Origin of the sequence: Labrenzia sp. R5_0, assembly GCF_017743835.1 — a bacterium.
Lineage (GTDB): Bacteria > Pseudomonadota > Alphaproteobacteria > Rhizobiales > Stappiaceae > Roseibium > Roseibium algicola.
In genome coordinates, this window is record NZ_JAGHRK010000002.1 from 193,827 (window position 1) to 218,048 (window position 24,222).

Here is a 24,222-nt window from a genome sequence, read left to right on the forward strand (position 1 = left end):
AGCCTATGTGCAGATTTTGCGCATTTTGCCGGACAACTGGCCGGAAACGCCCGCGCCGGTGGCCTTGCCCCAGGAAACGATGACCGGTCGTTCCAACCCGTCCAGTGGCATGATCCTGCAGGCGATGCCAAATACGGAAGAGACGGTCGCTTCCGTCAGCACTTCCGTTGTCGGACCATTGGCGGCGATCCGTCCCTTTTCGAACAGCACAACGTGATCGGCGTAGCGCATGGCCATGTTGAGATCATGCAGGACAATGACGAAGCTTCGGTCCTCGGATCGGCTCAGGTGCTTGACGAGATCCAGCAACTCAAATGCATGGGCAATATCCAGATGGTTGGTCGGTTCGTCCAGGAAGATCCGGGGCGCATCCTGCGCCAGTGTCATGGCAACCCAGGCACGTTGCAGCTGCCCGCCGGAAAGCTGGGCGAGAGCCCGGGTTTTCAGTTCGGTCATTTCGGTGATTTCAAGTGCACGGTCGCAGGCAGCCCTGTCCGCTGCCGATGGCCCGCCGAACCGGCTTCGATGCGCAAACCGCCCCATCAGCACCAGATCCTCAACCGAAAGATCCGACGGTGCATCGGGCGACTGGGACAACATGGCGACCTGGCGCGCAAGATCCTTCTGTGACCAGTCGCCAAGCGCCCTGCCTGCGATTTCCACATTGCCGGCATCCGGCCGGTGCAGACCGCGCATCACTTTCAGGGCCGTCGATTTGCCGCTGCCGTTCGGTCCGCAAAAGGCAATGATCCTGCCATCGGGCAGGTCGAGGCAGACCTCGTCCAGCGCCGGTGCGCCGTCATATGCGGCACTGACACGATCGAGACTGGCCAGAGTGTCAGGCATGGGATTGCCGTCCTTTTACAAGCAGATAGAGAAACAGCGGCGCACCGACGAGCGCAGTCAACGCGCCTGCGGGCAATTCCAGCGGTGGCGCGATGATCCGGGCCAGCGTGTCGGCTGCCAGCACCAGGAAACTTCCGGTCAGAGCCACGGAAACCAGATATCCGGACCGGAACTGACCGTGGAAGATCCGTGCAACATGCGGCGCGACCAGGCCGACAAAACCAATGGCACCGACATGGGCCGTTGCGATGGCCGTCAGGAAAACGGCAACTGCCAGCAGGCAGAACTGGGCCTTGTCCAGCGACAGGCCGGTCACGGCAGCGCTTTGAGGATCAAGTACGAGTTGCCGCAGTGTGAGCTGTTGCCACAACAACACCGGGATGATTGCGACTAGGCCGAGACCGACCGCCAGAACGTCCTGCCAGTGGGCTGCACCAACCGAGCCCGTCAGCCAGGTCAGTGCCTGACTTGCCCTGTAGACAGGTCCGAGAATAATCAACAGCGTGACCGCGGCCTTTGCGAGTGCTGCCAGGGCAATACCGTACAAGATGATCTTCAGCGGCTTGCTGCCTGCCCGATCGAGCGATGCCAATGCGATCACCAGGGCACCGAAGACGGCCGCCCCGGCGATGGCGGCCAGAGGCTGCCAGTGAATGGAGACTGTCAGATTGTTCGCCTGATCGGAAAATAGCCACAAGAACAGCACGACGCCAACCGCCGCACCGTCGGTAATGCCCAGAACCGAGGGCGACGCCATGGGATTGCGCACGACCCGCTGCAGCAAGGCACCCGCTAGGGCAAGCGCCGCTCCGGCCAGTATGGCAAGGGCAACACGGGGCAAGCGGAGGGTCCAGACGATTACTTCATCCATGCGGCTGCCTTGCCCGGCCAGCGCCGCGACAACACGTTCCGGCGGCATGAAGCTGGACCCGATGCCCGTTGCAGCCAGCGTCAACGCAAACACGAGCAGCATGACCGGCAGCAGCCTGAAAAGTGGAAATGCGCCTGCCATCACGCTGCCAGCCCTTTCCGCCTGTGAAGCAGATGTACCAGCATCGGCACACCGACAAGCGCAAGAACGGCACTCATCGGCGCTTCACCGGGCGCAACGACAATACGCGCAAGAATATCGGCAAGGACTGCGATCAGGGCACCGGTCAGAAGGGAAAGCACGATCAACTGCCGTGTCGACGGCAGGGCGCCGTCGGTCAGACGCCGGGCAAGATGCGGCGCAACCAGCCCCAGAAACAGCACCGGGCCCGCCATCGCCACCGCCCCCGCCGCAAGCAGGGCCGCAAGACCGAGCGCCGTCAATCGGACTGCGCCAACATTGACACCCACAGACCGGGCACTGGCATCGTCGAGGCGCAGCACATCCAGCGGTGTTGCCAGAAGAAGGCTGCCTGCGACCCCGATGGCAAGCGACGGCAACCCGAGTTGCAACAACCCTATAGGCCTGTCGGAAAAACTGCCCGACAGCCAGAACAGCAGTGTCTCAAGAGCGCTTTCGTCGATCAGCAGCAAGGTCTGCGTGAAGGACGCCAGCAGCGCGGCGACGGTAAATCCGGCCAGCAACGTGGTTGCCGGATTGCCTGCACCGCCAGTGGACGCTGAAATCGAAAAAACCAGGACCGTTGCCGCCAATGCGCCCATCACTGCTGCCATGCCGATACCGGCAAGGCTTGCCACTCCGAAGACCGTCACACCGAAGGTCACGAACAGCGCACCACCTGCATTGACCCCGAGCAATCCCGGCTCTGCCAGCGGATTGCGCGTAACCGATTGCATCAACAGGCCGGAAAGGCCGAGAGAGGCCCCGCAAACCAAGCCGATCGCGGTTCTTGGAAGACGCAACGTCGTCACAATCAGCGCATCTGCGCCCTCGCCCCCCAAGAGCGCGGAAAGGACCGTATGAGGCGTATAGAAGGTCAGTCCGGCATGCAGGCTGAAAATGACAGCCGCGCACAGCGCCAGACACAATGCAATCGCCGGCCGCCTCATGCGCCCTCTCCCCTCCGATTGACAAATCAACGGCCCGTCCATACACGGGCTTAATACTGGAGGCAAATATTCAACTTTTTGGAGTCATTCTAATGAAGATCTGGTCACGCCTGCTGTGCGCCCTGCCGCTGTTTGCAATGCTGGCATCGGCCCCTGCGATTGCTCGCGATGTCACCGACAGCATGGGCACCGTCACGGTTCCGGACGCCCCGAAACGGATTGTCGTCCTTACCAATGAAGGCACGGAAGCGCTGCTGGCACTGGGCGTGACGCCGGTGGGCGCGGCCAATTCCTGGAATGGCGATCCCTGGTGGGACCATATTTCCGATGCCATGGACGGAGCAGAACCTGTCGGCAAGGAAAGCGCGGTGAACCTGGAACTGATCGCGGCTCTGGAGCCCGACCTGATCCTGGCAAACAAGCAGCGGCACGAGGAAATCTATCCGCAGCTGACTGCAATCGCCCCGACCGTCATGTCCAAGGAGCTTCGTGGTGACTGGAAAATCAACTTCCGCCTCTATGCCGAAGCACTCGGCAAGGAGCAGGAAGCAGATGCAGCCATCGCCGATTACGATGCTTCAGTCGCAGACCTTCGCGAGAAACTTGGTGACCACCTCAACGAGGAAGTTTCCGTGATCCGTTTCGTGCCCGGCCAGATCCGCATCTATCAGCTCGACAGTTTCTCCGGTGTGCTTTTGAAAGACATCGGCTTTCACCGGCCGGCGAACCAGAATGTGGAAGAATTTGCCATCCGCACCGGCAAGGAGAACATTCCGGATATGGACGGCGACCGGATCTTCTATTTCACCTATGACTCTGGCGATGGCAAAGGCACGTCTCTGGAAGAAGAAGTGCTTGCCGATCCGTTGTGGCAGTCCCTGTCCGCCGTCAAGGCGGGCAAGGTGCACCAGGTCAGCGATGCCATCTGGAACACCGCCGGTGGCATTCTGGCTGCAAAGCTGATGCTTCACGACATTGCCGGCATTTACGGCCTCGACTAGAAAACCGTTCGGCTTTCGCTTGAACGGAAGCCGTTCCCCCACAGGCACCGCCCTGAGATTGCGGATAAGCGGGTTCTCACCGGCACCGACCGGTTGCCTTGCTGTCCGTCATTGAAAACAGAAGGGTAAGCCATGACCACCGACACTTCCTCGCAGTTGCGGCTCGGCCGCATCGCCGCAACACTGGGCGTCAGCGATATTGAACGTTCCCGTACACTCTACCGGGAAATCTTCGGCCTGGAAAAAGTGTTCGAAAACGGCAGTCCGGTTGGCTTCATGATCCTGAAGAAGGACGAGGCCGAATTGCACCTGACACTCCAGAAAGGCTACCGGGCTCCGCCATTCAATCAGGCCCACATCATGGTGTCCGACGCTGACGCCGCCTGCCGGGCCTGCGAGCGCCATGGTTTGCGCATCGTCAAGCGCCTCCAGAACAAGGACTACGGCCTCAGAGCCTTCGTCTTCGCCGATCCGGACGGCAACCGGATCGACGTTGCCGAGGAAATCTGACCTGGCCGACCTGCTATCTGGTTGCCAGCTGGTGGGCGGCGAATTCGCCCATCAGCTTCATGAAGTCTTCCGGCGGCGGAAAGCCTTCATAACGGTGCCTGGCAGGCGTTTCCGCCCAAGGCAACTTGCTGGCAGTCATTGTTTCCATGAAAGGTTCTGTCCAGTGGAGGTCGTCGAGCAGGACCGAGCGGACATTGACGATTTCGTCGTACCCGGGAATACGCGTGAACATCCAGGTCTTGCAGTCCGGGCAGAAGTAATGATCCGCCTCAGGTCCCTGCAATCCCCCTTTGACCGGCGTACCTTCGGTCACCTTGAACGCGGGCGCCGGCATGATCGCCGTCAGGGAATAGGCGCTGGAACTCATTTGCTGGCACCCTCTGCAATGGCAGGCACAGGTGATCAGCGGCGGCGCGGAAACCTCGAAGCTCGTGTGGCCACAACGGCATGTCCCCTTGAGTGAAAAAGTCTCTTGCGTCATGTCCGGCTCCATCTGGTTCGGCTGGCCGTTTGGCCAGTGGCGACGGCAACTTGCAGAGGTTTGCGTCTCCATTCAAGTGTCTTCTGGCCTGTGGCAATTGCTGACGAGCCTGGCCAGAACATTCACCACAAGGCTGTAATCAGCCTCGGAGATTCCCTGCATCGCCTTTCTCCGCAAGGTGGTTTGGCGTTCCATCGCACTTCTGTGGACGTCCCTGCCCTTGTCGGTAAGCCGCCAGAAATCTTCCTCGGACCGAAGAAGCCCCCGGTCTGCAAGACTGATCAGAACCTTGTGCAGGTCCCTTACCTCCAGCATGGGATCAAAGGTCTCTCTCAGCCGGCCAAACGGCATTCCTGCTGCACTTTCGGCAAGCGTATTGAGCACCTGCCAGTCGGCTCGCTCAAGCCCCAGGTCAGACTGGATGGCCTCGATCGCCTTGGTAAGACATTTATCGGCAGAGCGGATCCAGTACCCGATCGGGCGCGTGGAACCCTGCGTTTCAAATGGGATCGTCATGACATGCTCCCTCGACTTCGCAAACGCGAAGGGGCGGCATCTCCGCCACCACAGTCGGGGGTTCTTGCCGGACGGCGTTTATGCCGCCTGACCGAACAAAGCCTTCACGTGTGAAGGGACCGGGGCTTACCCGGGCGACAGGCCCAACCGGTCACGCCTTTTTCGACAACCTTCAGGTAACCGGACCGCGGCATCCTTGCAATATTGACGACGTACCAAGAAGCCGGGATGGAACAAAAAAACGTTGGCCGGCCTGGTACCCGGTCAAACTTTCTCCAGCAATGGCCGGAGAGAGGGATGAATGTTCGGGCTTTCTTCCCGGATGAACCGCAGCAGGGCCTTCTCGTTTTCATGCAGGATACCGTCGCGGCCAATGCGCTCCACCAGCCAGGTGGCTTCGTCTTCCGTCACCACCTCATTGGCGGCAATCTCCGCAAGCATCTCGTTTCCGCGGGCGGTGAACGGGTCAGGCGTGTCGCCATAGGCGTCACGAATACCGCCGACACCACCGCTGAACATCTTCTTGAAAAAACCGCCGAGCCCACCTTCAAATCCGCCGGGCTGTTCCAGCCAGTTTTCACGCTCGAGGGCAATCTTGCGGGAGGGTGGCGTGAAACCGGACATCGCCATCATGTAATTGGCAACCGCCTTGGCAAAGAGCTCCGACCAGCCGGGAGCATTTTCCGCCTCTATTGTCGCGTCATTGAGATCGAACAGTACCTCGGCCTCAGCCTTCGAAATGGCAACGCCGCGACTGCCGGCACCGGCATAGAGCACCCGGCGCAGCAGCTCCACTTCAGCCTCGGCAATGACGCCGGGCTTGAGGTCCAGGCCCGAGCGCGTCGGCCCTTTCCCCGAAATCACGCTGTCCGCCACAGCCCGCAGTGCAAACTGTTCGAGACTTTCCGGCGCTTCGCGGGCTTTTTCCAGCACATGCAGCACGGCGTCCAGCTCGGTTTTACCGCAGATATGACCGTCCGCCATGATCTGGGTGACCAGCCAGGCAGCCTTGTCCTCGGATACATAGCCCTCGGGTTTTGCCTGATGCACCAGGATATCGAGGATGGCTTCGGGAAAGAGTTCGTACCAGGTGTCGTGATAGGTGATGTCGGCATTGTTCAGCCGAAAAAGAGCCTCGCCTTCTTCAACGGACACAGCCATGTCGCCGTAAACATAGCGGCGCACGTTGATGACATCATCCTCACTGAGATGTCCCGCTGCTATTCTGGCAGTCACGAATTCATTCAACGTCGGTTTGGCCATGCTGTCCCCCTTGAAAACCGGAACGACTATTGCCGAAATTTCTTGAAGTTACCCTAAAACCGAACCGACAAAAAAAGGGAGCCGCGAGGGACGGCTCCCTTATCCGTTTCCCGTGCGCGGGGTGGGGCCGCCGGGGGTGGGAAACGGCTCCGGCCGGTGTGATCGGCCGGAGTTTTTCAGGTGTTCTGCGCCAGATCAGCCGCGGTGGTGTTTACCCCATCCCTGACCTTGGCCATGACCTTGGCCACGACCTTCGCCATCACCATGGCCGTGACCTTTCTTCCAGCCGTGGCCCTTGTCCGGACCATGGCCGCCTTTCCGGCCACCCTTGAAGTCCGCCTTGGTGATCACGCCGTCGTTGTTGCGGTCGGCGCGCTCCAGCATGCGGTCCTGGTGTTTGCTCTGTTCTTCCGCGGTAATCCCGAGGCTGCCGTCGGCATCGGCACGCTGGAACATGTCGACCACCCGGTTCTCGTTGATCGAAAGCCACAGCGGACCGAAATCCTGAAGCGTGAACGAGCCGTTGCCGTCGGTGTCGGCCAGAGCAAACAATTCACCGCGCCTTGCATCGAATTCCTCGCGGCTCACCTTGCCGTCCGCATCAGTGTCGAACATGCCCAGGAACATGCCTCCCGGGCCGCCGTGACCACCACGACCCATGTGGTGTCCGCCTTGTCTCATTTGCGGACCACCGCGCCAGCCGTGCTCACCACGGCCGCCGCGCTCGGCGCGCTCTCCGCGCTCTCCACGCTCTCCACGCTCTGCTCTTTCGCCACGCGGGCCACGATCATCGTCGTCATCGTCGGCCATAGGGCCACGCGGACCGCGAACACGTTCAACGGTTCCGTTGCCGTCACGATCCAGCATGTTGAACATGCGGTTGGCGAGAAAATCCGCTTCTTCCTGGGTTACAGTGCCATCGCCGTCACGGTCGAGGAACTGAAATGCCCTGACCATGCGGTCATTGGAGCGGGTGAGAAATTCGGCCTTGAATTCCTCCAGACTGATCTCGCCGTTGCCATCTGCATCGGCCGACGTGAACTCCTGCGTCCGGACTTCCTCGATTTCAGCCTTGGTGATGACACCGTCTTCATTGACATCGAAACGTTCGAACAGCTGCTCGGCGCGTTCCTTGCCACCGCGCATGCCATGACCCCGGCCGAAGCCGTATCCCGGACCACCGCGCCCATCCATAAGCGCGACACGCTGTCCGTCGGTCTGCTGAATTTGTTGCCCCCCGTCCTGGTTTGCAGTCGCGTTCTGGGCGGAAGCGGACAGGCCGGCCGTCAGCGCGGTACCCGCGACGCTCGCAGCCAGGGCGGCAATTGCAATCTTCTTGAACGGTTTCATTCCAACAACTCCTTGGTTCGTTGATGAGCTGAAGGTAGGCAGCAATTGTCGCAGGAATACCGTCCGAATGGGCCCGAAGTGTCGCCATCTGTCCCGGATGGGCACTGCGACACACTTTGTTACAAGTTCCGGTCGCGCAAGCGCGTTCCGGAGACTATTTTTACCTTAGAAACAGTAGGATCACAGCGCCCGGCCGGTTTGAGACCAATCCCGGCAGGCCAGATTGGAGAGACACTTGAGCGATCCGAGCCCGCATATCCTGGTGGTGGACGATCACCGCGACATCCGCGAAACCCTTGCACGCTACCTCGTCAAGAACGGACTGCGCGCAACCGTGGCGGAAAATGCCGCACAGGCGCGCAAGACTTTAAAGGCGGCGTCCATCGATCTTGTCGTCCTGGATATCATGATGCCGGGCGAGGACGGACTGTCCCTGTGCCGTCATCTGGTGGAAACCGGCTCCATGCCCGTGATCCTGCTGACCGCGATGGCAGACGACACAGACCGGGTGATCGGTCTGGAAATCGGTGCCGACGATTATGTTACTAAGCCCTTCAACCCCCGCGAACTGCTCGCGCGCATTCGCGCGGTTCTGCGCCGTACATCGCTTGTGCCGAAGGAACGCGATCCGATCGAGCACGACAGGCTTCATTTCGACGGTTGGTCGCTGAATGTCTCGCGTCGAGAGCTTCTGGACCCGGAAGGGACTTCGGTGGCCCTTTCCAGCGGTGAATTCCAGTTGCTGTGCGCCTTCCTCAAACGTCCGAAAATGGTGCTGAACCGCGACCAGCTGATGGACCTGACAACCGGTCGGACACCCGCCGTCTTCGACAGGTCCATCGACAACCAGGTCTCCCGTCTGCGCCGCAAGATCGAGATCGATCCGAAAGACCCCAAACTCATCAAGACCGTCTGGGGCGGCGGCTACATGTTCACCGCGGAAGTGAGAGACACGGCCGAATGACGACACGTCCGACGCCTCGCCCGATCCTGTCCCGTCTCTGGCCGAGCACCCTCGCCTCGCAGCTGATCATTCTGCTGCTCGCAGCCATCGTCGCGGCACAGGCCTTCAGCATCTGGATCTTCCAGGACGAGCGGCGTATCGCGCTCGTGGCGGCGGCCCGTGACAACCTTCTGTCGCGCGCTGTTTCCCTGGCGGAGCTGATGGAAGATACACCTGCAAACCTGCAGGACAGGATCCTTGTGGCCAGCAGCAGCCGGTTCGCAGTGTTCTGGCTTGGCGACAAGCCGCTGGCACCGGCGCCCGGCAACTCGCGTTTCGAAAAACGCCTGCAGGGCTACATGGCCGAAAGGCTGGAACACGGCCAGACTGTGCATCTCAACATTCTTGCCGACGAAAAACGTGGACCGCGTGGCCGCGAGGCAGACGACGATGATCATCCGAAGTGGCGCGACGAGCCACGGCACGAACGCCCTTCGAAACTGCGCAAGATCATGAACAAGCCGGAAGACCTGTCGCTGTCTATCCAGATGAGTGACGGGCGCTGGCTGAATGTCGCCACCAGCTATCGCCCGCCAGCCGGCGATTTTCTGCCCCTGGTCGTGCAGCTGTCGATTACCGCCCTGCTGATGGTGCTCATTATCGGTTTTGCCGTCCGCCGCGTGACCCGGCCCTTGAAGGAACTGTCCGTGGCTGCCGAGAAGTTCGGCCGCGGCGAACAACAGAAGCCACTGACACCCAGCGGGCCGAGCGAAGTCCGCTCGCTGACGAACGCCTTCAACGACATGCAGGACCGCCTGACACGGTTTGTCAGGGACCGCACACGGATGCTGGCCGCCATCAGTCACGATCTCAGAACCCCGATCACTTCATTGCGCCTGCGGGCCGAGTTCATCGAGGACGAGGAAAACCGCGACAGGATGATCGAAACCCTGGAAGAAATGGCCGCAATGACGGAAGCCGCGCTGCGTTTCGCCAGGGACGACGCCCAGGCGGAAACAGCGGAAAACGCCGATCTTGGTGCGATCCTGGAGGCACTTGCAGGCGACCAGCAGGACCTTGGCCACAAATGCACGGTTGAAACGGAAGAACGCATCGTGCTTCCGTGCCGTCCGGTGGCCTTGAAACGGGCCCTGAGGAACCTGATAGAGAACGGGATCCGCTACGGAGACGGCGTCTCGGTCCACGCGGCCAGATCCGCCGGCGAAGCCATCATCCGCATCACCGACAAGGGTCCCGGCATCCCTGAGGAAAAGTTGAAGGACGTCTTCGAACCCTTTGTCAGGCTTGAAGAATCCCGCAGCGAAGAAACGGGCGGCATCGGCCTGGGATTGGCGATCACCCGTTCGATCATCCATGCACATGGCGGCCGGATCGAGTTGAAGAACCGTCCGGAAGGCGGTCTTCAGGCCGACGTCAGATTGCCGCTCGGGGCGGGCAAATAGACTGGATCAAATACCGCGTGGCACAAGCGTTCCCGAGATCAGATGCGACAGCACCGAGGGAACGGGCGGGATACGGCTGACAGGAAACAGCACATTGTCGCGCAAAAAGGGCAGCAACCGGCTGTCACTTTGATAGGCCGGCGTGAACATCGCGCTGAACGCCTGATAGACACCCACATGCCAACGTCTGGCCCTGCCGTAGGCAGGGAGAGCCTGGTCAAGCGGCAGGGTCTCCAAAGACTTTGCCAGGGCGGCAGCGTCCAGCAGAGCCATGTTCGCGCCCTGCCCGAGCTGCGGGCTCGCCCGGTGGGCGGCATCGCCGACAAAGGCAATCCTGTCACCCCAGGGCTGGCGCAAGGTGCCGTGGCTGTAGCGCGCCATGGTCATTTGCTCCGGATCCGTGATCTGCTCCAGAAAGGGTCCGGCATCGGGCCAGATCGACAGCGCCGTGTCCTTCCAGGCTGCCAGCCCGCCCTTGAGCCAGTCTTCATATGCGTCCTGGCGAAGTGACCAGAAGAACGCGGCCTTCCGCCGGTCCTGTCCCGGCATGAGGCCGACAGGCAACACACCAATCATGTGGTCTGCACCGCGATAGCGCTGGGAAAGATGATCCTCGGGCAGACCGCCGGAAACCCAGTCGACAGTTCCCCAGATCGCACCGAACGACAGTGCGCGCGCTTTCAGCGGCGACAGAACCGAATTTGCGCCCGACGCATCGATGATCAGGTCGAAGGCCTCGGAAAAGCTGCCATCGGCGAAACGCAGTTTCCCGTCCTGGTGACCGGTGATCCGGCAATCCGTGTGCCAGTAAAGCGCACGGGTCAGCACCTTTTCATAAAGTGCGGAAAACAGCGCGGCCCGGTGGATACCAAGCCCCGGCACTGCGCCATAGTCCACGTCAAGAACCCGTCTGCCGGTTTGCGACGACCTGCCAAGCACACGCTTGATCGGTGTTGCGTGCTTCAGCACTACATCCGCGACACCAGCCAGCTCCAGGACTTCAAGCCCGACAGGCTGGATCATCAAACCCGAACCGATGGGAACCGGTTTGCGGAATTGTTCAAACAGGGAAATCCGGTGGCCCAGACGCTCCAGAAGAATGGCTGTGGCCAGTCCTCCGATCCCGGCCCCGACAATGGCAATGTTCATCGGGCAATCACTTCATGAATGGAAACATCCTTTTGACCAGAGTCTGCCGGCAAGCACAATATGCTCCGGCACCCGTGCCGCGGATGAACGCAAGGCGTTCGCCGAGAGGAGCCGGGGCAACTTCGGCACCGGGTGCTCAACGCCTTGCCTGAAGGCCACCGGCGTAAGTGGCCTCATCGACCGGTTCGAGCCACTCCGCCGTCGCACCGTCCTGTTCTTCCTGTATGGCCAGATGGACAAGTGAGGTGTTCGGTCCGGCACCATGCCAATGTTTGACGCCAGGCGGGATCCAGATGACATCACCTGGCAGTATCGACAGTTTCTCCTGCCCCCACAGATGCACAAAACCTGCCCCTTCCAGTATCTGAAGGGTCTGTCCGAGCGGATGGGTATGCCAGTGAGTACGTGCCCCCGGTTCGAACGTCACCCGCAATGCGCGCACGCGCGCTGGCGCGGGCGCCTCGATCACCGGGTCCTGCCAGACCGTTCCAGTGAAATAATCCGGATTTGCACGTCGCGATGGCCTGGAACCGGCCTCGAATACGGTCAGGACACTCATGGACACCTCCTCGCAAGTCTCTGCCACCATGCGCACGGATCGGGCCGCCCAGTTTCCTGCCGGCCGAATGCCCTCTTACTTGGCGGCAGATACTGGAGCCGAAACGTCTTGACGCTTCACCGCACGTGGCCAGTTGATCAGAACAACACCGAAAATGGCAAGGCAAATTCCGGCAAAGGTCTCCAGATCCAGCGACTCCGACAGGAATACGACACCGAGAAAGACACCTACGCCTGAGCGCAGATAAGCCTGACTGGCCGTTCCCATTGCCCCAAGGGTCGACAGCAGACGGAAATAGATCAGAAATGCCAGCGCGGTGCACGCGAGCGAGAGCGTCAGCGCGGCAACGATGCCGGTCGTATCCGGCGTCAACTGCCAGGGCCGGTCGACGATGAGGCTTGCCGGGACCAGCACAACCGATGCGCAGATGAGCGTTCCCGCAGCCGGCACAATGGGCGGCAGGCCTGCAAAGACACGGCCGCGCAGGGCCGCGATGCCATAGAGCGCAGCCCCGAACAGGACGACAAGCTGCGGCACAAGGTTCCTGCCGATATCCTCAAGCGCACCGACACCGACGATCAGCACGATACCGGCAAAGCCGAACAAGGCGCCGGTGAGTTGCCGGGCACCTGGCCTTTCGCCGTGGTTCAGCAGCAGGAACGAAAAGGCGAAGACCCAGAGCGGCGAGGTTGAATTCAGAACGCTGGAGACGGCCGTCCCGGCATATTGCTGGCCCCACGCAAGCATCAGCCAGGGTCCTGTGCTGTTGACCAGGGACTGGATGAAGAACTGCTTCCAGTTTTGCCTGTCCAGCGGCATGGGAATGCCTCTTGCAGCCATGATGGCCAGCAGCGCCAGCGCAGCAAGAGACACACGGATGGCAATCAGCGTCGCAGGCGGAAACGATGGCAGCGCCAGGCTGATCCACATGTAGGATGAGCCCCACAGCAGAGCGAGCACGCCCAAAAGCGCCAGTTCGATGGATCTGTTTTGCATGGCTGCTGGCTTAACCGTTCACGTCGCGGCTGTCGGCGGGAGCCTCGTCGCGCTCGTCCATGCCATAGTCGCGCAGCACCTGCGCCACCCGCAAACGGTAATCGTTGAAATAGCTGTTCCGTCCGGCACGCTGCGCCTTGCGATGCTGCGTGAGCTGCCGCCATTCATTCAGCGCGGCTTCGTCGCGAAAGAAGGAGACCGACAGTAATTTCTCCGGATTGGTGAGGCTCTGGAATCGCTCGACGGACAGGAAGCCGTCGATCTGTTCGACCAGGGGCTTCATCTCGGCAGCCATGTCGAGATAAGCCTGTTTCTTGTCCGCATGCGGGATCACTTCGAAGATGACGGCAATCATTTGAGTTTCTCTCCCATGCCATGCGGTGCAGAGGCCAGTTTCAGAAACGTGCGGTCTTCCCGCAAGATGAATTTTTCCTTCATGGCAAAAGCATAGTTCTCCTGCCCCAATGGGTCCGCGGCAAGCCGCGCCCGGTAGGCTTCATATGCCGCAAGGTTCTCGATGGAATAAACACCGTACGCCAGCGTCGTCGAGCCTTCGTGGGGTGCGAAATAGCCGATCAGATCCGCACCGCAACGCGGGATCGCCTGCCCCCAGTTTCTCGCGTATTGCTCAAAGGCGGCTTTCTTCGTCGGGTCGATGTGATAGCGGATGAAACAGGTAATCACCAAGGTCTCCTTGAAGGCTGTGTCGATTGCGCTTGTGTGCCACGGTCCATGTCTGCAATGCTTCGACGCAGATCGAACCATGGAGGAGATCCCATGAAGGATGGACCGGACATCGCCCGCATCGGCGCCTTGATGGGTGACCCGGCCCGCGCCAACATTCTGAGCGCGCTGTTAAGCGGCAAGGCCCTGACGGCGACGGAACTGGCAACCGAAGCCGGCATCACCGGCCAGACCGCCAGTTCGCACCTGAAGAAACTGATGGAAGGCGGCTTGCTGACCCAGGCCAAGCAGGGCCGACATCGCTATTTCACGCTCGCGGGCCCGGAAGTTGGAGCCGTGCTGGAAGCCGTGATGGGCCTTGCCGCCCGCAAGGGTCACCTGCGCACCCGCACCGGCCCCAGAGACCCGCAGATGCGGGCCGCCCGTGTGTGCTACGACCATTTGGCCGGCGATATGGCGGTGCGTATTTTCGACAGCCTGCAGAAGCGCGGGTTCCTTGCCGTCTCGACGGACAAGGGCGGCCTCGCCCTGACCGCAGATGGTGAAGGTTTCGTCTCAGGCATCGGCATTGACCTGGGTGCCCTCACAGCAAGCCGTCGCCCGATGTGCCGTGCCTGCCTGGACTGGAGCGAAAGACGCAATCATCTGGCGGGAGGTCTGGGGGCCGCACTTCTGACGCGCTTCACCGAAAGCGGCTTTCTGCGCCGCGAACCGGCGGGACGCATCGTTCATATTTCGCCGAAAGGTGAAGCGGAACTGAAGAAACTGTTTCCGGTGGCCTGAGCAACACCCCCGTCCCTTTCTGCTCATCCACAGATAACAAAAAACCCGGCCGAAGCCGGGCTTTGTAAGGAAGTGGGCAGACGCCAGGGGCAAACGAGGCGCCCAGTGATCTTGTTCTTGTTTCTTGGGGCCAATTTCGGGGTGGGCCCAGCTCAAAGAGACCGGATGGTCTCCTGAACCTTCGGAAGGGCTTCACGCCAGGAGCGATAAAGCCGCGCCGGCAACCACGCAAGGCGGTCCCGGTTGTAATCCTGGCGATGCTGAACCAGCAAAATTCTAGCGATTTGCACAGTCATGTTTTTTTCTCCTTTGGTGTGCGCAGAACCTTTATCGGCGCTCACCTGATAGAGCATATGTTAGCGCACTGCGTGCACATTACAAGAGTGCACAGTGTGCATATTCTCAAAAATTTGTGTTATTTTCCTTACGTCATTTAATTCATTGGAGAAAATAAATGGCCTCCCGCGTGCGACACGCGGGAGGCCATCTGTTTCCAGTCGGTTTTGGTGGTGCTGCCGCTACTCGGCAGCGACCATCCGTGCCGGATCGTAGTTGAGAATCGGAGCCAGCCAGCGTTCCGCGTAGGCCAGATCCCAACCTTTGCGTGCGGCGTAATCCTCCACCTGGTCCTTCTCGATCTTGCCGACACCGAAATAATGGCTGTCGGCATGACCGAAATAGAGCCCGGAAACGGACGACCCCGGCAACATGGCCCTGCTCTCTGTCAGCTGAATGCCTGTCAGGCGTTCCGCATCGAGCAGCCGGAACAGGGTATCCTTTTCCGTATGGTCCGGCTGGGCCGGGTAGCCCGGTGCCGGACGAATGCCCTGATATTTTTCCGAGATGATATCGTCGATGGACAGGTCTTCGGCGGCGGCGTAGCCCCAAATGTCCTTGCGTACGATCTGGTGCAGCTTCTCGGCAAAGGCTTCCGCCAGCCGGTCTGCCAGGGCCTGGGAGAGGATCTTGTTGTAGTCGTCCGACTCCCTGGCGTAACGCGCCGCCAGCTCGTCCTCGCCATGACCCGAGGTAACGGCAAATCCGCCAATCCAGTCGGCAATGCCGCTGGCCTCGGGCGCAACGAAATCGCTGAGGGCGATATTGGCGCGGCCACCTGCAGTCCGGCTCATCTGCTGGCGCAGCGTGTGGAAGGTCGCCAGCGTTTCGCTCCGGCTTTCATCGGTGAAGACACGCACATCGTCACCAACCGCATTGGCCGGCCACAGGCTTGCAACACCACGTGCCGTCAGCAGCTTCTTTTCAACGATTTCATCGAGCATCCGCCGGGCATCGTTGAAAAGCGCCTTGGCCGCCGGGCCGTAGCGATTGTCGGTCAGCACCGCCGGATATCGGCCCTTGATCTCCCAGGTGGAGAAGAACGGCGTCCAGTCGATGAACGGCACCAGTTCCTCCAGCGGAAAATCGTCATAGACAGTGGTGCCTGGTTTTTTCGGCGCAACCGGCTGTTTGCCCTGGAAGTCCGCCTTGAAGGCATTGTCCCGTGCGGCTTTCAGCGACGTGCGCTGCTGAGAGCCCCGGCCGGCTGCATGCTTTTCGGCAATATCGGCATATTCGGCACGCACATCGGCATAGTAAGGCGCGCGGCCGCCCTCGCTCATCAGCTTGGAGGCAACACCGACAGCCCGGCCCGCATCGGTGACATAGATTGCCTGGCCGCGGGCATAGTTCGGGTGGATCTTCACCGCTGTATGGATCTTGGACGTGGTCGCCCCGCCGATCAGCAGCGGCACGTCAAGCCCTTCACGTTCCAGCTCGGCGGCAACGTGGCACATTTCGTCCAGCGACGGGGTGATCAGGCCGGACAGCCCGATCATGTCGACCTTTTCCTGACGCGCGGTATCGAGGATCTTCGCTGCCGGCACCATGACGCCGAGATCGATCACCTCGAAGTTGTTGCACTGGAGCACGACGCCGACAATGTTCTTGCCGATGTCATGCACATCGCCCTTGACCGTCGCCATCAGGATCTTGCCGGCGGAAGAATGACCTGTCTGGCCAAGCTCTTCCTTTTCCTTTTCCATGAACGGCATCAGATAGGCGACCGCCTTCTTCATGACGCGGGCAGACTTGACCACCTGCGGCAGGAACATCTGCCCGGATCCGAAGAGATCGCCGACGACATTCATACCGTCCATCAGCGGGCCTTCGATCACGTGCAGCGGCCGGTCGAAGGCCTGGCGGGCTTCTTCGGTGTCTTCTTCCACGTAATCGGCAATGCCGTGAACGAGCGCGTGTTCCAGGCGCTTGGCAACACCCCAGGTACGCCAGGTGAGATCGGCTTCCTTTTTCTTGCCGCCCTCGCCTTTCCAGCGCTCGGCCGCTTCCAGCAACCGGTCGGTGCTGTCCTGCCGCCGATTGAGGACAACGTCCTCGCAAAGCTCGCGCAATTCGCGATCGAGATCATTATAGACCGCAAGCTGACCGGCATTCACAATGCCCATATCCATGCCGCGCTTGATGGCATGATAGAGGAACACCGAATGCATCGCCTCGCGCACGGCTTCGTTGCCGCGGAACGAGAACGACAGATTCGATACGCCGCCTGACACATGGGCGTGCGGCAGGTTCTCGCGGATCCAGCCGGTCGCCTCGATGAAGTCGACGCCGTAGTTGTTGTGTTCCTCGATGCCTGTCGCGACGGCAAAGATGTTCGGGTCGAAAATGATGTCTTCCGGCGGGAAGCCAACCTTTTCGGTCAGGATCTTGTAGGACCGTGCGCAGATCTCTGTCTTGCGCTCGAAGGTGTCGGCCTGTCCGCTTTCATCAAACGCCATCACCACAACGGCAGCACCGTAACGGCGCACCAGCGTCGCGTGCTTGATGAACTCCTCTTCGCCTTCCTTCATCGAGATGGAGTTCACGACCCCCTTGCCCTGGATGCATTTGAGGCCCGCTTCGATGACCGTCCACTTGGAACTGTCGATCATCACCGGAACCTTGGCGATGTCCGGCTCGGCGGCCACCAGGTTCAGGAAGGTGACCATGGCTTCCTCGGAATCGAGCAGGCCTTCGTCCATGTTGATGTCGATGATCTGCGCGCCGTTTTCGACCTGCTGACGGGCAACTTCGAGCGCGGTTGGGTAGTCCCCTTCCTTGATCAGCTTGCGGAACCTGGCCGAGCCGGTGACGTTGGTCCGTTCGCCCACGTTGACGAAGTTGGTCTCCTTCGTCACCACGAACGGCTCCAGGCCCGACAGACGCATGTGAATGTCGATGTCCGGGATCTCGCGCGGTTTCTTGTCCGCAACGGCGTCCGCAATCGCCTTGATATGCGCAGGCGTGGTACCACAGCAGCCGCCGACAACGTTGACGAGACCCGCCGAGGCAAATTCCTCGATCAGGCCGGCCATATGTTCCGGGCTCTCGTCATATTCACCGAATTCGTTCGGCAAGCCGGCGTTCGGATAGGCGCACACAAGCGTGTCGGCGACGCGGCCGAGCTCGTCCACATGCGCACGCATTTCCTTGGCGCCAAGTGCGCAGTTGAGACCGATGGTCAGCGGGCTGGTGTGACGGACGGAGTTCCAGAAGGCTTCCGGTGTCTGTCCGGAAAGTGTCCGGCCCGAAAGATCGGTGATCGTACCGGAAATCATCACCGGCAGGATCTTGCCGGTTTCTTCGAAGACCTCGTCAATGGCAAACAGCGCCGCCTTGGCGTTCAGCGTGTCGAAGATGGTCTCCACCAGGATGATATCGGCACCACCAGCAATGAGACCGCGGGTAGCTTCGGCATAGGCAATGCGCAGATCATCAAAGGAAACAGCACGGTAGCCCGGATTGTTCACATCCGGGGAGATCGACGCTGTCCGGTTGGTCGGGCCAAGCGCGCCGGCGACGAAACGCGGCCGGGACGGATCCTGTGCCGTGACCTTGTCGCAGGCTTCACGCGCGAGTTTCGCGCTTTCGAAGTTCAGCTCATAGGCCAGCTCTTCCATGCCGTAGTCGGCCTGGGCGATCGTCGTGGAGGAAAAGGTGTTGGTCTCGACAATGTCGGCACCGGCTTCCAGGTAATCGACATGGATCTTCCGGATCGCGTCCGGCTGGGTCAGGCTCAGCAGATCGTTGTTGCCCTTGATGTCGCTCGGCCAGTCCTTGAAGCGGTCACCGCGGTAGGCCGCTTCATCCAGTTTCAGAAGCTGGATTTCCGTGCCCATGGCACCGTCAAGGACGAGAATACGGGTCTTGGCGAGGTCACGGAGGCGCTCGAAGGCGTCTGACTTGATCACGGGGTTTCCTTCCGGAAATTTCTGTTGGTTTGGCCGGCGGAAGCCGGCGTGATTTAACTTTGCAACCGGACAGCGTGTCAGCTGTCCCGGTCGGTATCGTTGTAGGAGGCGTCCCAGAACTTGGTGCGGCTGTGAACGTCGTCTTCGGTCGGGTGCCAGTCTTCGCCGCGCGCCTCATAAACGGCCAGAAGCCCGAGAATTTCGAGGGCCGAATGCCCGCGGAACTCGTGGTCCTTGTCGGTGGCGACGATCAGACGATTGTTGTCCGCGCCCATGTCGACGACATGAAGCTCGAAGCCCTTCTCGCGCAACACCGCATAGGCGGTCGATTCAATGGCATCGGCAGTGCTTAACTTGATCATCTCGCTCCGCTTCCCGCTTGGTTTCCGGCCGTTCCTGTCCTGAAAGACAGCAGCGTGTCCCGGCTGCGCCGATACCCCCAACCCTGCCCCACCCAGGTAAGGGTAAGGGGCCAAGAGGGGGCATCCGCTCTAAATCCAAAACAACTGGCTCGTTTCTGCGCCCGGCCCGGCCGCCTCGCCTCCCTCAGGCCGCCAGGGTTTCCTTGGTTTCCGGCTGCCCCATGCCAAGCATGTGGCAGATGGCAAAGGTCAGGTCGGCCCGGTTCATGGTGTAGAAATGGAAGTCGTTGATGCCGCGGTCGACCAGGTCCATCACCTGTTCGCAGGCAACCGAAACGCCAACCAGTTTCCGGGTTTCCGGATCGTTGGTCAGGCCGGCAAAACGCCGAGCCAGCCACTGCGGAATGGAGGTGCCGCACTTGGCGGAGAACACCATCGTCTGTTCGAAATTGTGGATCGGCAGAATGCCCGGGATCACCGGAATATTGATGCCGGCGGCCGCAATCCGGTCGAGGTAATCATCGAACAGGTCATTGTCGAAGAAGTACTGGGTAATGATCCGGTCCGCACCGGCGTCGACCTTGCGCTTCAGATTGTCGATCTCTTTCTGCCAATTGCCGCTTTCCGGATGCCTTTCCGGATAGCCGGAGACGGAAATATCGAAATTGGCGATCTTCTTGACGCCTTCAACCAGGTCGGTCGCATAGGCATAGCCCTCCGGATGCGGCACGTAACGCGAGCCGATGCCGTCGAGCGGGTCACCGCGCAGCGCCACCAGATGACGCACGCCCAGATCCCAGTAGTCCTTGACGATCGCATCGATTTCGCTGCGTGCCGCACCGACACAGGTCAGGTGTGCCGCGGGTGCAAGGTCGGTTTCCTTCAGGATCCGCTCGACAGTGCGATGCGTACGCTCGCGGGTTGAACCGCCTGCACCATAGGTCACGGAAACAAAGGACGGGCTGAGCGGCGCCAGTCGCTGAACCGTCTGCCACAGCGTCTCCGCCATCTTGTCGGACTTCGGCGGGAAAAATTCGAACGAAGCCGTGATTGGCGAAGGTGCGGCCTGGTGAGACCGGCGGTTGGAACAGGTTGTCATGTTAGGCGACCTCTCGGGACGTGTCTCGGGCAGGCAGGTCGGTGACAATTCGGCGGTCACGCGCAAGCCAAAGGGTTACGGTAAGGTTGGTGTCGTTGCCGTCTCCCGGAACAAGATCGGTGACCTGTTCCAGGTCCAGTTCGAGCGCTTCAAGCCAGCGCTCCATCTGGTCATGGGCAAAGCCCAGGCGACGATGCGCGTGTTTTTCGCGCAGGAACTCCAGCTGATGCGGAGCAAAATCGATGATCAACAGGCGACCGCCGGGACGCAGCGCACGAGCAGCCTCGTTGAGCGCCCTTGCCGGTTCCTCAAGGAAGTGCAGCACCTGGTGGATCGCCACGACATCGAAGGACCGCGGCGGCACATTCAGTGCGTAAACATCGCCGTGGCGCACCTGGGCGTTTGAAAGCCCGGCCTTGGCAAGGTTCGCGCGGGCAACGGCAAGCATGTCATGCGAGGCATCGACACCGAGTGCCGTCGCATACTGGTCTGCAAACACTTCCAGCAACCGGCCGGTGCCGGTGCCAAGGTCGAGGAACGACTGGAACGGCTTGTCGCCCAGTGCCTTGCGCATCGCCTTCTCGACATCGTCTTCGGAAACATGCAGCGAACGCTCCCGGTCCCAGGTGAGCGCGCGAGCTGCAAAATATGCAGCCGCCTCGTCCGCCTTGGCCTTGCGGATCGCCCGGAACCGTTCCTGGTCCGCCGCCAGCACCGGGTCTTCCAGGGAAATGCGGGCAACAAGATCGCGTGCAAGCTGGCCTTCAGGACCATCCGCCAACCGGTAGTAGACCCAGGCCCCTTCCGGGAACCGCTGAATGAGATCCGCTTCGGCAAGCAGCTTCAGATGACGGGAGATGCGCGGCTGGCTCTGTCCGAGGATCGCCGTGGCATCCTTCACCGTCAGCTCGCTTTCCGCCAGAAGCGCAATCAGCCTCAGGCGCGTCGCCTCGCCGACAGCCCTCAGGGCGGCCAGGGTATCGTCAACGGACAGGGTCTGTTCTTCGGTCATGCGCTTCGCCATCAATGTCGATATAAAGATATCTTTATATGAAATCGAAGCGCCATGCAAGAGATCAAAACAAATACGACACTGATTGGTCCGTATTCGTCGAAATTACGCCCGCAGGAGAAAAACGAGAGCCGACCTGCGCACCACCTCGCATCCACTAAGCGAGGCCATCAGCACAAATGGAACGAGCCACTTCAGGTCAGGTGAGCTGCCTTACGCGGTCTTGAGTTCGGGCAAGGGCACTAGCCCAGCCCTCGCGTGACACGCCGAATTGCACCACCTCCCGCATCTGAGCTATGCGGGAGCGCTGACCTAGAGCGTCTGTGCGGCGTTGATGGAGGAAACAAACCGGCGGGTGCGCTCGCGCTCGGGATGACGGAAGATCGCGTCCGCGTCTCCGGTTTCCACCACCTGCCCGGCCTCCAGAAAGACGACATGATTTGCGATCTGCGATGCCAGTCGCAGGTCGTGTGTCGCCATCACCATGGTGGTCCCTTCCCGGGCAAGCTGACCGAGGACATCGACCACTTCACCGGCCAGTTCCGGATCGAGCGCGGAAGTCGGCTCGTCGCATAGAAGCACCTTGGGCGAAGGTGCAAGAGCACGGGCAATCGCAACACGCTGCTGCTGACCGCCGGAAAGATTGGCCGGCCAGGCGTCGGTCTTGTGCGACATGCCGACCTTGTCGAGCAGATCCAATGCCCGCTGCCGGGCCTTTTCACGGGGCCATTTCTGAACCACCAGCAGGCCTTCCATCACATTCTCGATCACTGTCCTGTGCGGAAAGAGCTGAAAGTTCTGGAACACCATGCCCGTCTCGCAGCGGATCTTCTGCACCGCTGCCTGCGGCACTGATACGCCCGGCTTGAACGTGATCTTGTGTTCACCGACCTGAACGCTGCCGGAGGTCGGTATCTCCAGCAGATTGATACAGCGCAGCAAAGTGCTCTTGCCGCCGCCCGACGGGCCGACAAGCGCCGTTACGCTGCCTTCGGGAAAACGCAGCGAGATATCGTCGAGGATAAGCGCGTCACCGAACTTTTTCTTGATATTGGAAAGCTCGATCATCTTGAGGTCTCCAGCATGCCGCCATATCGCGCAAACCGGACTTCCAGCCGCTCCTGCAGCCAGGCAAGCACGGAACTCATGGCAAGATAGATCAGGGCAGCCTCTATATAGAGGACCAGTGGCTCATATGTGGTGGCAACGATGCGCTGCGCCGACTGGAACAACTCCGGCACCGTGATGGCAGCGGCCAGAGACGTATCCTTGACCAGCGAAATGAAAGTATTCGACAGCGGCGGCACCGCAACGCGCCCGGCTTGCGGCAGGATCGTGCGCATCATCGCCTGGCGCCATGTCATCCCGGTGGAAAACGCGGCTTCCCACTGTCCCTTCGGCACGGAGGAAATGGCAGCCCGGATGATCTCCGACGAATAGGCACCGACATTGAGCGTAAAGCCGATCAGGGCGGCTGGAAACGCATCCAGCAAGATACCGATACTGGGCAGGCCGTAAAAGATCACGAAGAGCTGTACCAGCAGCGGCGTTCCCCGGAAGACCCAGACATAAAAGCGCGCGACCAGCACCAGCGGCAGCGGCGCGAACAGACGTGTGACAGCCGTGGTCAGACCAAGACTGAGCCCCAGTGCGAAGGACAACAGCGTGAGCGGAATGGTGAACTTGACCCCCGCCCACAGAAGCGTCGGCAGGGAATCGATCATCAACTGAAGCCAGTGAGGCACGATAAAGCTCCAAAAAAACGCGCCCGGCGCGAACGCCCGGCGCTTTTCGTTTAGGTGAGAAGGGCCGGTCTAGATCTGCATGGACCGGCCTTCATCATGTCAGTTGGACACGTCCTGACCAAAGTACTTGTCGGAAATTGCCTGGTAGGTACCATCCGCCTTGATGTCGGCCAGCGCCGAATTCAGGGCGGCAACAAGTTCCGGATCACCCTTGCGCACCAGAATGCCGGAATAGTCGGCATTTGCCTTCTCGGCGACAACCTTCACCGGCGCATCCGGTTTCTGCTTCTTGAAGTCCAGATAGGACAGGCTGTCGTTGATGGTCGCATCGGCGCGGCGTGTCAGCACCAGCTGGATGGATTGGTCGAACCCGTCGGTGCCGACCAGTTCCGCACCAGCATCTTCCGCCAGCTTGCCGAAATTGCTGGTCAAGGACTGAGCCGCCTTTTTGCCGGCGAGGTCTTCAAAGCCATTAATGTCGTCATTGCTGTCGCGAACGATCAGCACTGCCTTGGAGGCAATGTAGGGGTCGGAAAAATCGTATTTCTGCTTGCGGGCGTCGGTGATGCCGACCTGATTGATGACCACGTCGTAGCGCTTGACGTCAAGGCCGGCGATCAGTCCGTCCCATTTGCCTTCGATGAACTCGGCCTTGACGCCAAGTTTTTCGGCAACGGCCTCGCCGATTTCGACATCGAAACCGACCAGCTTGCCTTCCCCGTCGTGGAAGGTGAAAGGCGCGTAGGTGCCTTCGGTGCCGATCTTCAGGACACCTGCCGATTTGATCGCATCGAGGTTGTCACCCGCCTGCGAGGGAGAAAGGGTAAGTACCTGCAGCACTGCGGCCGCGGCAATCGCTTTGAACCAGCTCATATCAATTCCTTTCCGGCATGATGAGTGAGTGGCCTTAGTGCCGGAATGTGGAAGCGATTGCAGGAGAAGAAAGAGCAAAAATGCAGAAAGAGGGAGAATATTTTGCTCTCATATCGCGGATCGGCAGCACACGACACAACACCGGCCGCAGCCTCGACCGCCCTCTCTGGAAGTGTCCTGGCGGCAACTGTCCGCCGCTGAAACTGGTCCCGTGACCGCTCCTATCGGTGCAGTCAGTCGCTAAAGCGGCGGAAGGTTCATGGATACCTTCTCCAGGTCAGGCTCCAAATCGGCTACATGTGAATATTGCCCAGAAGAAGACGATACCTTCTGCTTGGG

The 24,222-nt window shown here is 60.4% G+C and carries 25 protein-coding genes; 5 read left to right on the forward strand and 20 right to left on the reverse strand.

The annotated features are described in order from the left end of the window. Positions 1-3: 3 nt before the first annotated feature. The 3 genes from J7447_RS09720 to J7447_RS09730 are packed head-to-tail and all read right to left on the reverse strand — an operon-like array spanning position 4 to position 2,847. Complete coding sequence (locus J7447_RS09720; protein WP_209169493.1) at positions 4-846, reverse strand: ABC transporter ATP-binding protein; 843 nt, start codon at positions 844-846, stop codon at positions 4-6. Then, entirely contained in the window at positions 839-1,858 is a 1,020-nt protein-coding gene (locus tag J7447_RS09725; protein WP_209169494.1) for an iron ABC transporter permease, read from the reverse strand. Before J7447_RS09725 ends, J7447_RS09720 begins: the two co-directional genes overlap by 8 nt. After that, the gene (locus tag J7447_RS09730) at positions 1,858-2,847 is read right to left on the reverse strand and encodes an iron ABC transporter permease (protein WP_209169495.1); all 990 of its coding nucleotides are present in this window, start codon (positions 2,845-2,847) and stop codon (positions 1,858-1,860) included. Before J7447_RS09730 ends, J7447_RS09725 begins: the two co-directional genes overlap by 1 nt. Before the next feature lie 92 nt (positions 2,848-2,939). Here J7447_RS09730 and J7447_RS09735 point away from each other — a divergent pair, with 92 nt between their 5' ends. Both J7447_RS09735 and J7447_RS09740 read left to right on the forward strand, forming a co-directional pair. Beyond that, positions 2,940-3,848: an iron-siderophore ABC transporter substrate-binding protein gene (locus tag J7447_RS09735; RefSeq protein ID WP_209169496.1), complete on the forward strand. Its 909-nt coding sequence runs from the start codon at positions 2,940-2,942 to the stop codon at positions 3,846-3,848. A 132-nt stretch (positions 3,849-3,980) separates the two neighbouring features. Then, positions 3,981-4,358: a VOC family protein gene (locus tag J7447_RS09740; RefSeq protein WP_023000925.1), complete on the forward strand. Its 378-nt coding sequence runs from the start codon at positions 3,981-3,983 to the stop codon at positions 4,356-4,358. Positions 4,359-4,371: 13 nt separating this feature from the next. On the opposite strand, the gene J7447_RS09745 is transcribed toward J7447_RS09740, so the two are convergent. From J7447_RS09745 to J7447_RS09760, 4 genes are all read right to left on the reverse strand, one after another. After that, positions 4,372-4,839 (reverse strand): GFA family protein, encoded by a 468-nt coding sequence (locus J7447_RS09745; RefSeq protein WP_031269258.1) that lies wholly within the window; start codon positions 4,837-4,839, stop codon positions 4,372-4,374. A 72-nt stretch (positions 4,840-4,911) separates the two neighbouring features. Continuing rightward, the gene (locus J7447_RS09750) at positions 4,912-5,355 is read right to left on the reverse strand and encodes a MarR family winged helix-turn-helix transcriptional regulator (protein ID WP_209169497.1); all 444 of its coding nucleotides are present in this window, start codon (positions 5,353-5,355) and stop codon (positions 4,912-4,914) included. A gap of 264 nt (positions 5,356-5,619) precedes the next feature. Next, positions 5,620-6,618 carry a hypothetical protein gene (locus tag J7447_RS09755; RefSeq protein ID WP_209169498.1) on the reverse strand — a complete coding sequence of 333 codons (999 nt, stop codon included), beginning with the start codon at positions 6,616-6,618 and terminating at the stop codon, positions 5,620-5,622. Between the two features lie 195 nt (positions 6,619-6,813). Further along, on the reverse strand, positions 6,814-7,968 hold the full coding sequence (locus J7447_RS09760; RefSeq protein ID WP_209169499.1) for a hypothetical protein: 1,155 nt from the start codon (positions 7,966-7,968) through the stop codon (positions 6,814-6,816). A 235-nt stretch (positions 7,969-8,203) separates the two neighbouring features. Between J7447_RS09760 and J7447_RS09765 the strand changes: the two genes are divergently transcribed. Both J7447_RS09765 and J7447_RS09770 read left to right on the forward strand, forming a co-directional pair. Further along, entirely contained in the window at positions 8,204-8,932 is a 729-nt protein-coding gene (locus tag J7447_RS09765) for a response regulator (protein ID WP_023000920.1), read from the forward strand. Beyond that, on the forward strand, positions 8,929-10,374 hold the full coding sequence (locus tag J7447_RS09770; RefSeq protein ID WP_209169500.1) for an ATP-binding protein: 1,446 nt from the start codon (positions 8,929-8,931) through the stop codon (positions 10,372-10,374). The genes J7447_RS09765 and J7447_RS09770 overlap by 4 nt, the downstream gene beginning before the upstream one ends. A gap of 6 nt (positions 10,375-10,380) precedes the next feature. Here J7447_RS09770 and J7447_RS09775 read toward each other — a convergent pair whose 3' ends face one another. From J7447_RS09775 to J7447_RS09795, 5 genes are all read right to left on the reverse strand, one after another. Beyond that, on the reverse strand, positions 10,381-11,523 hold the full coding sequence (locus J7447_RS09775) for an NAD(P)/FAD-dependent oxidoreductase (protein ID WP_209169501.1): 1,143 nt from the start codon (positions 11,521-11,523) through the stop codon (positions 10,381-10,383). A gap of 136 nt (positions 11,524-11,659) precedes the next feature. Continuing rightward, entirely contained in the window at positions 11,660-12,082 is a 423-nt protein-coding gene (locus J7447_RS09780; protein ID WP_023000917.1) for a cupin domain-containing protein, read from the reverse strand. A 75-nt stretch (positions 12,083-12,157) separates the two neighbouring features. Beyond that, positions 12,158-13,078: an EamA family transporter gene (locus J7447_RS09785; protein WP_209169502.1), complete on the reverse strand. Its 921-nt coding sequence runs from the start codon at positions 13,076-13,078 to the stop codon at positions 12,158-12,160. 10 nt (positions 13,079-13,088) lie between these two features. Next, positions 13,089-13,433, reverse strand: a complete 345-nt coding sequence (locus J7447_RS09790) for an antibiotic biosynthesis monooxygenase (protein ID WP_209169503.1) — start codon at positions 13,431-13,433, stop codon at positions 13,089-13,091. Further along, positions 13,430-13,762 carry an NIPSNAP family protein gene (locus J7447_RS09795; protein WP_055656646.1) on the reverse strand — a complete coding sequence of 111 codons (333 nt, stop codon included), beginning with the start codon at positions 13,760-13,762 and terminating at the stop codon, positions 13,430-13,432. Before J7447_RS09795 ends, J7447_RS09790 begins: the two co-directional genes overlap by 4 nt. A 93-nt stretch (positions 13,763-13,855) precedes the next feature. On the opposite strand from J7447_RS09795, the gene J7447_RS09800 reads away from it, so the two are divergent. Beyond that, a complete protein-coding gene (locus J7447_RS09800; RefSeq protein ID WP_062488401.1) occupies positions 13,856-14,545 on the forward strand; it encodes a winged helix-turn-helix domain-containing protein in 690 nt (229 codons plus the stop codon). Positions 14,546-14,697: 152 nt separating this feature from the next. Here the strand turns inward: J7447_RS09800 and J7447_RS09805 are convergent, their stop codons facing one another. From J7447_RS09805 to J7447_RS09840, 8 genes are all read right to left on the reverse strand, one after another. Continuing rightward, entirely contained in the window at positions 14,698-14,841 is a 144-nt protein-coding gene (locus J7447_RS09805) for a hypothetical protein (protein ID WP_156912470.1), read from the reverse strand. Between the two features lie 222 nt (positions 14,842-15,063). Then, the gene (gene metH / locus J7447_RS09810) at positions 15,064-18,792 is read right to left on the reverse strand and encodes a methionine synthase (RefSeq protein ID WP_209169504.1); all 3,729 of its coding nucleotides are present in this window, start codon (positions 18,790-18,792) and stop codon (positions 15,064-15,066) included. A 77-nt stretch (positions 18,793-18,869) separates the two neighbouring features. Then, a complete protein-coding gene (locus tag J7447_RS09815; protein ID WP_077292563.1) occupies positions 18,870-19,154 on the reverse strand; it encodes a hypothetical protein in 285 nt (94 codons plus the stop codon). Between the two features lie 184 nt (positions 19,155-19,338). Beyond that, positions 19,339-20,253, reverse strand: coding sequence for a methylenetetrahydrofolate reductase [NAD(P)H] (metF, locus tag J7447_RS09820; protein ID WP_023000909.1), 915 nt, complete (start codon positions 20,251-20,253; stop codon positions 19,339-19,341). 1 nt (position 20,254) lies between these two features. Next, on the reverse strand, positions 20,255-21,265 hold the full coding sequence (locus tag J7447_RS09825; RefSeq protein WP_031269253.1) for a metalloregulator ArsR/SmtB family transcription factor: 1,011 nt from the start codon (positions 21,263-21,265) through the stop codon (positions 20,255-20,257). A 312-nt stretch (positions 21,266-21,577) separates the two neighbouring features. Then, entirely contained in the window at positions 21,578-22,333 is a 756-nt protein-coding gene (locus J7447_RS09830) for an amino acid ABC transporter ATP-binding protein (RefSeq protein ID WP_209169505.1), read from the reverse strand. After that, a complete protein-coding gene (locus tag J7447_RS09835; protein ID WP_209169506.1) occupies positions 22,330-23,010 on the reverse strand; it encodes an amino acid ABC transporter permease in 681 nt (226 codons plus the stop codon). Before J7447_RS09835 ends, J7447_RS09830 begins: the two co-directional genes overlap by 4 nt. A gap of 99 nt (positions 23,011-23,109) precedes the next feature. Beyond that, complete coding sequence (locus tag J7447_RS09840) at positions 23,110-23,883, reverse strand: amino acid ABC transporter substrate-binding protein (protein WP_152506223.1); 774 nt, start codon at positions 23,881-23,883, stop codon at positions 23,110-23,112. Positions 23,884-24,222: the final 339 nt, after the last annotated feature.

Coding starts and splice junctions, on each gene's coding strand:
- J7447_RS09840 (WP_152506223.1), bottom strand. CDS start 23,883: ATGAGCTGGTTCAAAGCGATTGCCGCGGCCGCAGTGCTGCAGGTACTT.
- J7447_RS09770 (WP_209169500.1), top strand. CDS start 8,929: ATGACGACACGTCCGACGCCTCGCCCGATCCTGTCCCGTCTCTGGCCG.
- J7447_RS09760 (WP_209169499.1), bottom strand. CDS start 7,968: ATGAAACCGTTCAAGAAGATTGCAATTGCCGCCCTGGCTGCGAGCGTC.
- J7447_RS09815 (WP_077292563.1), bottom strand. CDS start 19,154: ATGATCAAGTTAAGCACTGCCGATGCCATTGAATCGACCGCCTATGCG.
- J7447_RS09825 (WP_031269253.1), bottom strand. CDS start 21,265: ATGACCGAAGAACAGACCCTGTCCGTTGACGATACCCTGGCCGCCCTG.
- J7447_RS09725 (WP_209169494.1), bottom strand. CDS start 1,858: ATGGCAGGCGCATTTCCACTTTTCAGGCTGCTGCCGGTCATGCTGCTC.
- J7447_RS09775 (WP_209169501.1), bottom strand. CDS start 11,523: ATGAACATTGCCATTGTCGGGGCCGGGATCGGAGGACTGGCCACAGCC.
- J7447_RS09735 (WP_209169496.1), top strand. CDS start 2,940: ATGAAGATCTGGTCACGCCTGCTGTGCGCCCTGCCGCTGTTTGCAATG.
- J7447_RS09720 (WP_209169493.1), bottom strand. CDS start 846: ATGCCTGACACTCTGGCCAGTCTCGATCGTGTCAGTGCCGCATATGAC.
- metF (WP_023000909.1), bottom strand. CDS start 20,253: ATGACAACCTGTTCCAACCGCCGGTCTCACCAGGCCGCACCTTCGCCA.
- J7447_RS09800 (WP_062488401.1), top strand. CDS start 13,856: ATGAAGGATGGACCGGACATCGCCCGCATCGGCGCCTTGATGGGTGAC.
- J7447_RS09750 (WP_209169497.1), bottom strand. CDS start 5,355: ATGACGATCCCATTTGAAACGCAGGGTTCCACGCGCCCGATCGGGTAC.
- J7447_RS09780 (WP_023000917.1), bottom strand. CDS start 12,082: ATGAGTGTCCTGACCGTATTCGAGGCCGGTTCCAGGCCATCGCGACGT.
- J7447_RS09745 (WP_031269258.1), bottom strand. CDS start 4,839: ATGACGCAAGAGACTTTTTCACTCAAGGGGACATGCCGTTGTGGCCAC.
- J7447_RS09740 (WP_023000925.1), top strand. CDS start 3,981: ATGACCACCGACACTTCCTCGCAGTTGCGGCTCGGCCGCATCGCCGCA.
- J7447_RS09785 (WP_209169502.1), bottom strand. CDS start 13,078: ATGCAAAACAGATCCATCGAACTGGCGCTTTTGGGCGTGCTCGCTCTG.
- J7447_RS09755 (WP_209169498.1), bottom strand. CDS start 6,618: ATGGCCAAACCGACGTTGAATGAATTCGTGACTGCCAGAATAGCAGCG.
- J7447_RS09830 (WP_209169505.1), bottom strand. CDS start 22,333: ATGATCGAGCTTTCCAATATCAAGAAAAAGTTCGGTGACGCGCTTATC.
- J7447_RS09730 (WP_209169495.1), bottom strand. CDS start 2,847: ATGAGGCGGCCGGCGATTGCATTGTGTCTGGCGCTGTGCGCGGCTGTC.
- J7447_RS09790 (WP_209169503.1), bottom strand. CDS start 13,433: ATGATTGCCGTCATCTTCGAAGTGATCCCGCATGCGGACAAGAAACAG.
- J7447_RS09805 (WP_156912470.1), bottom strand. CDS start 14,841: ATGACTGTGCAAATCGCTAGAATTTTGCTGGTTCAGCATCGCCAGGAT.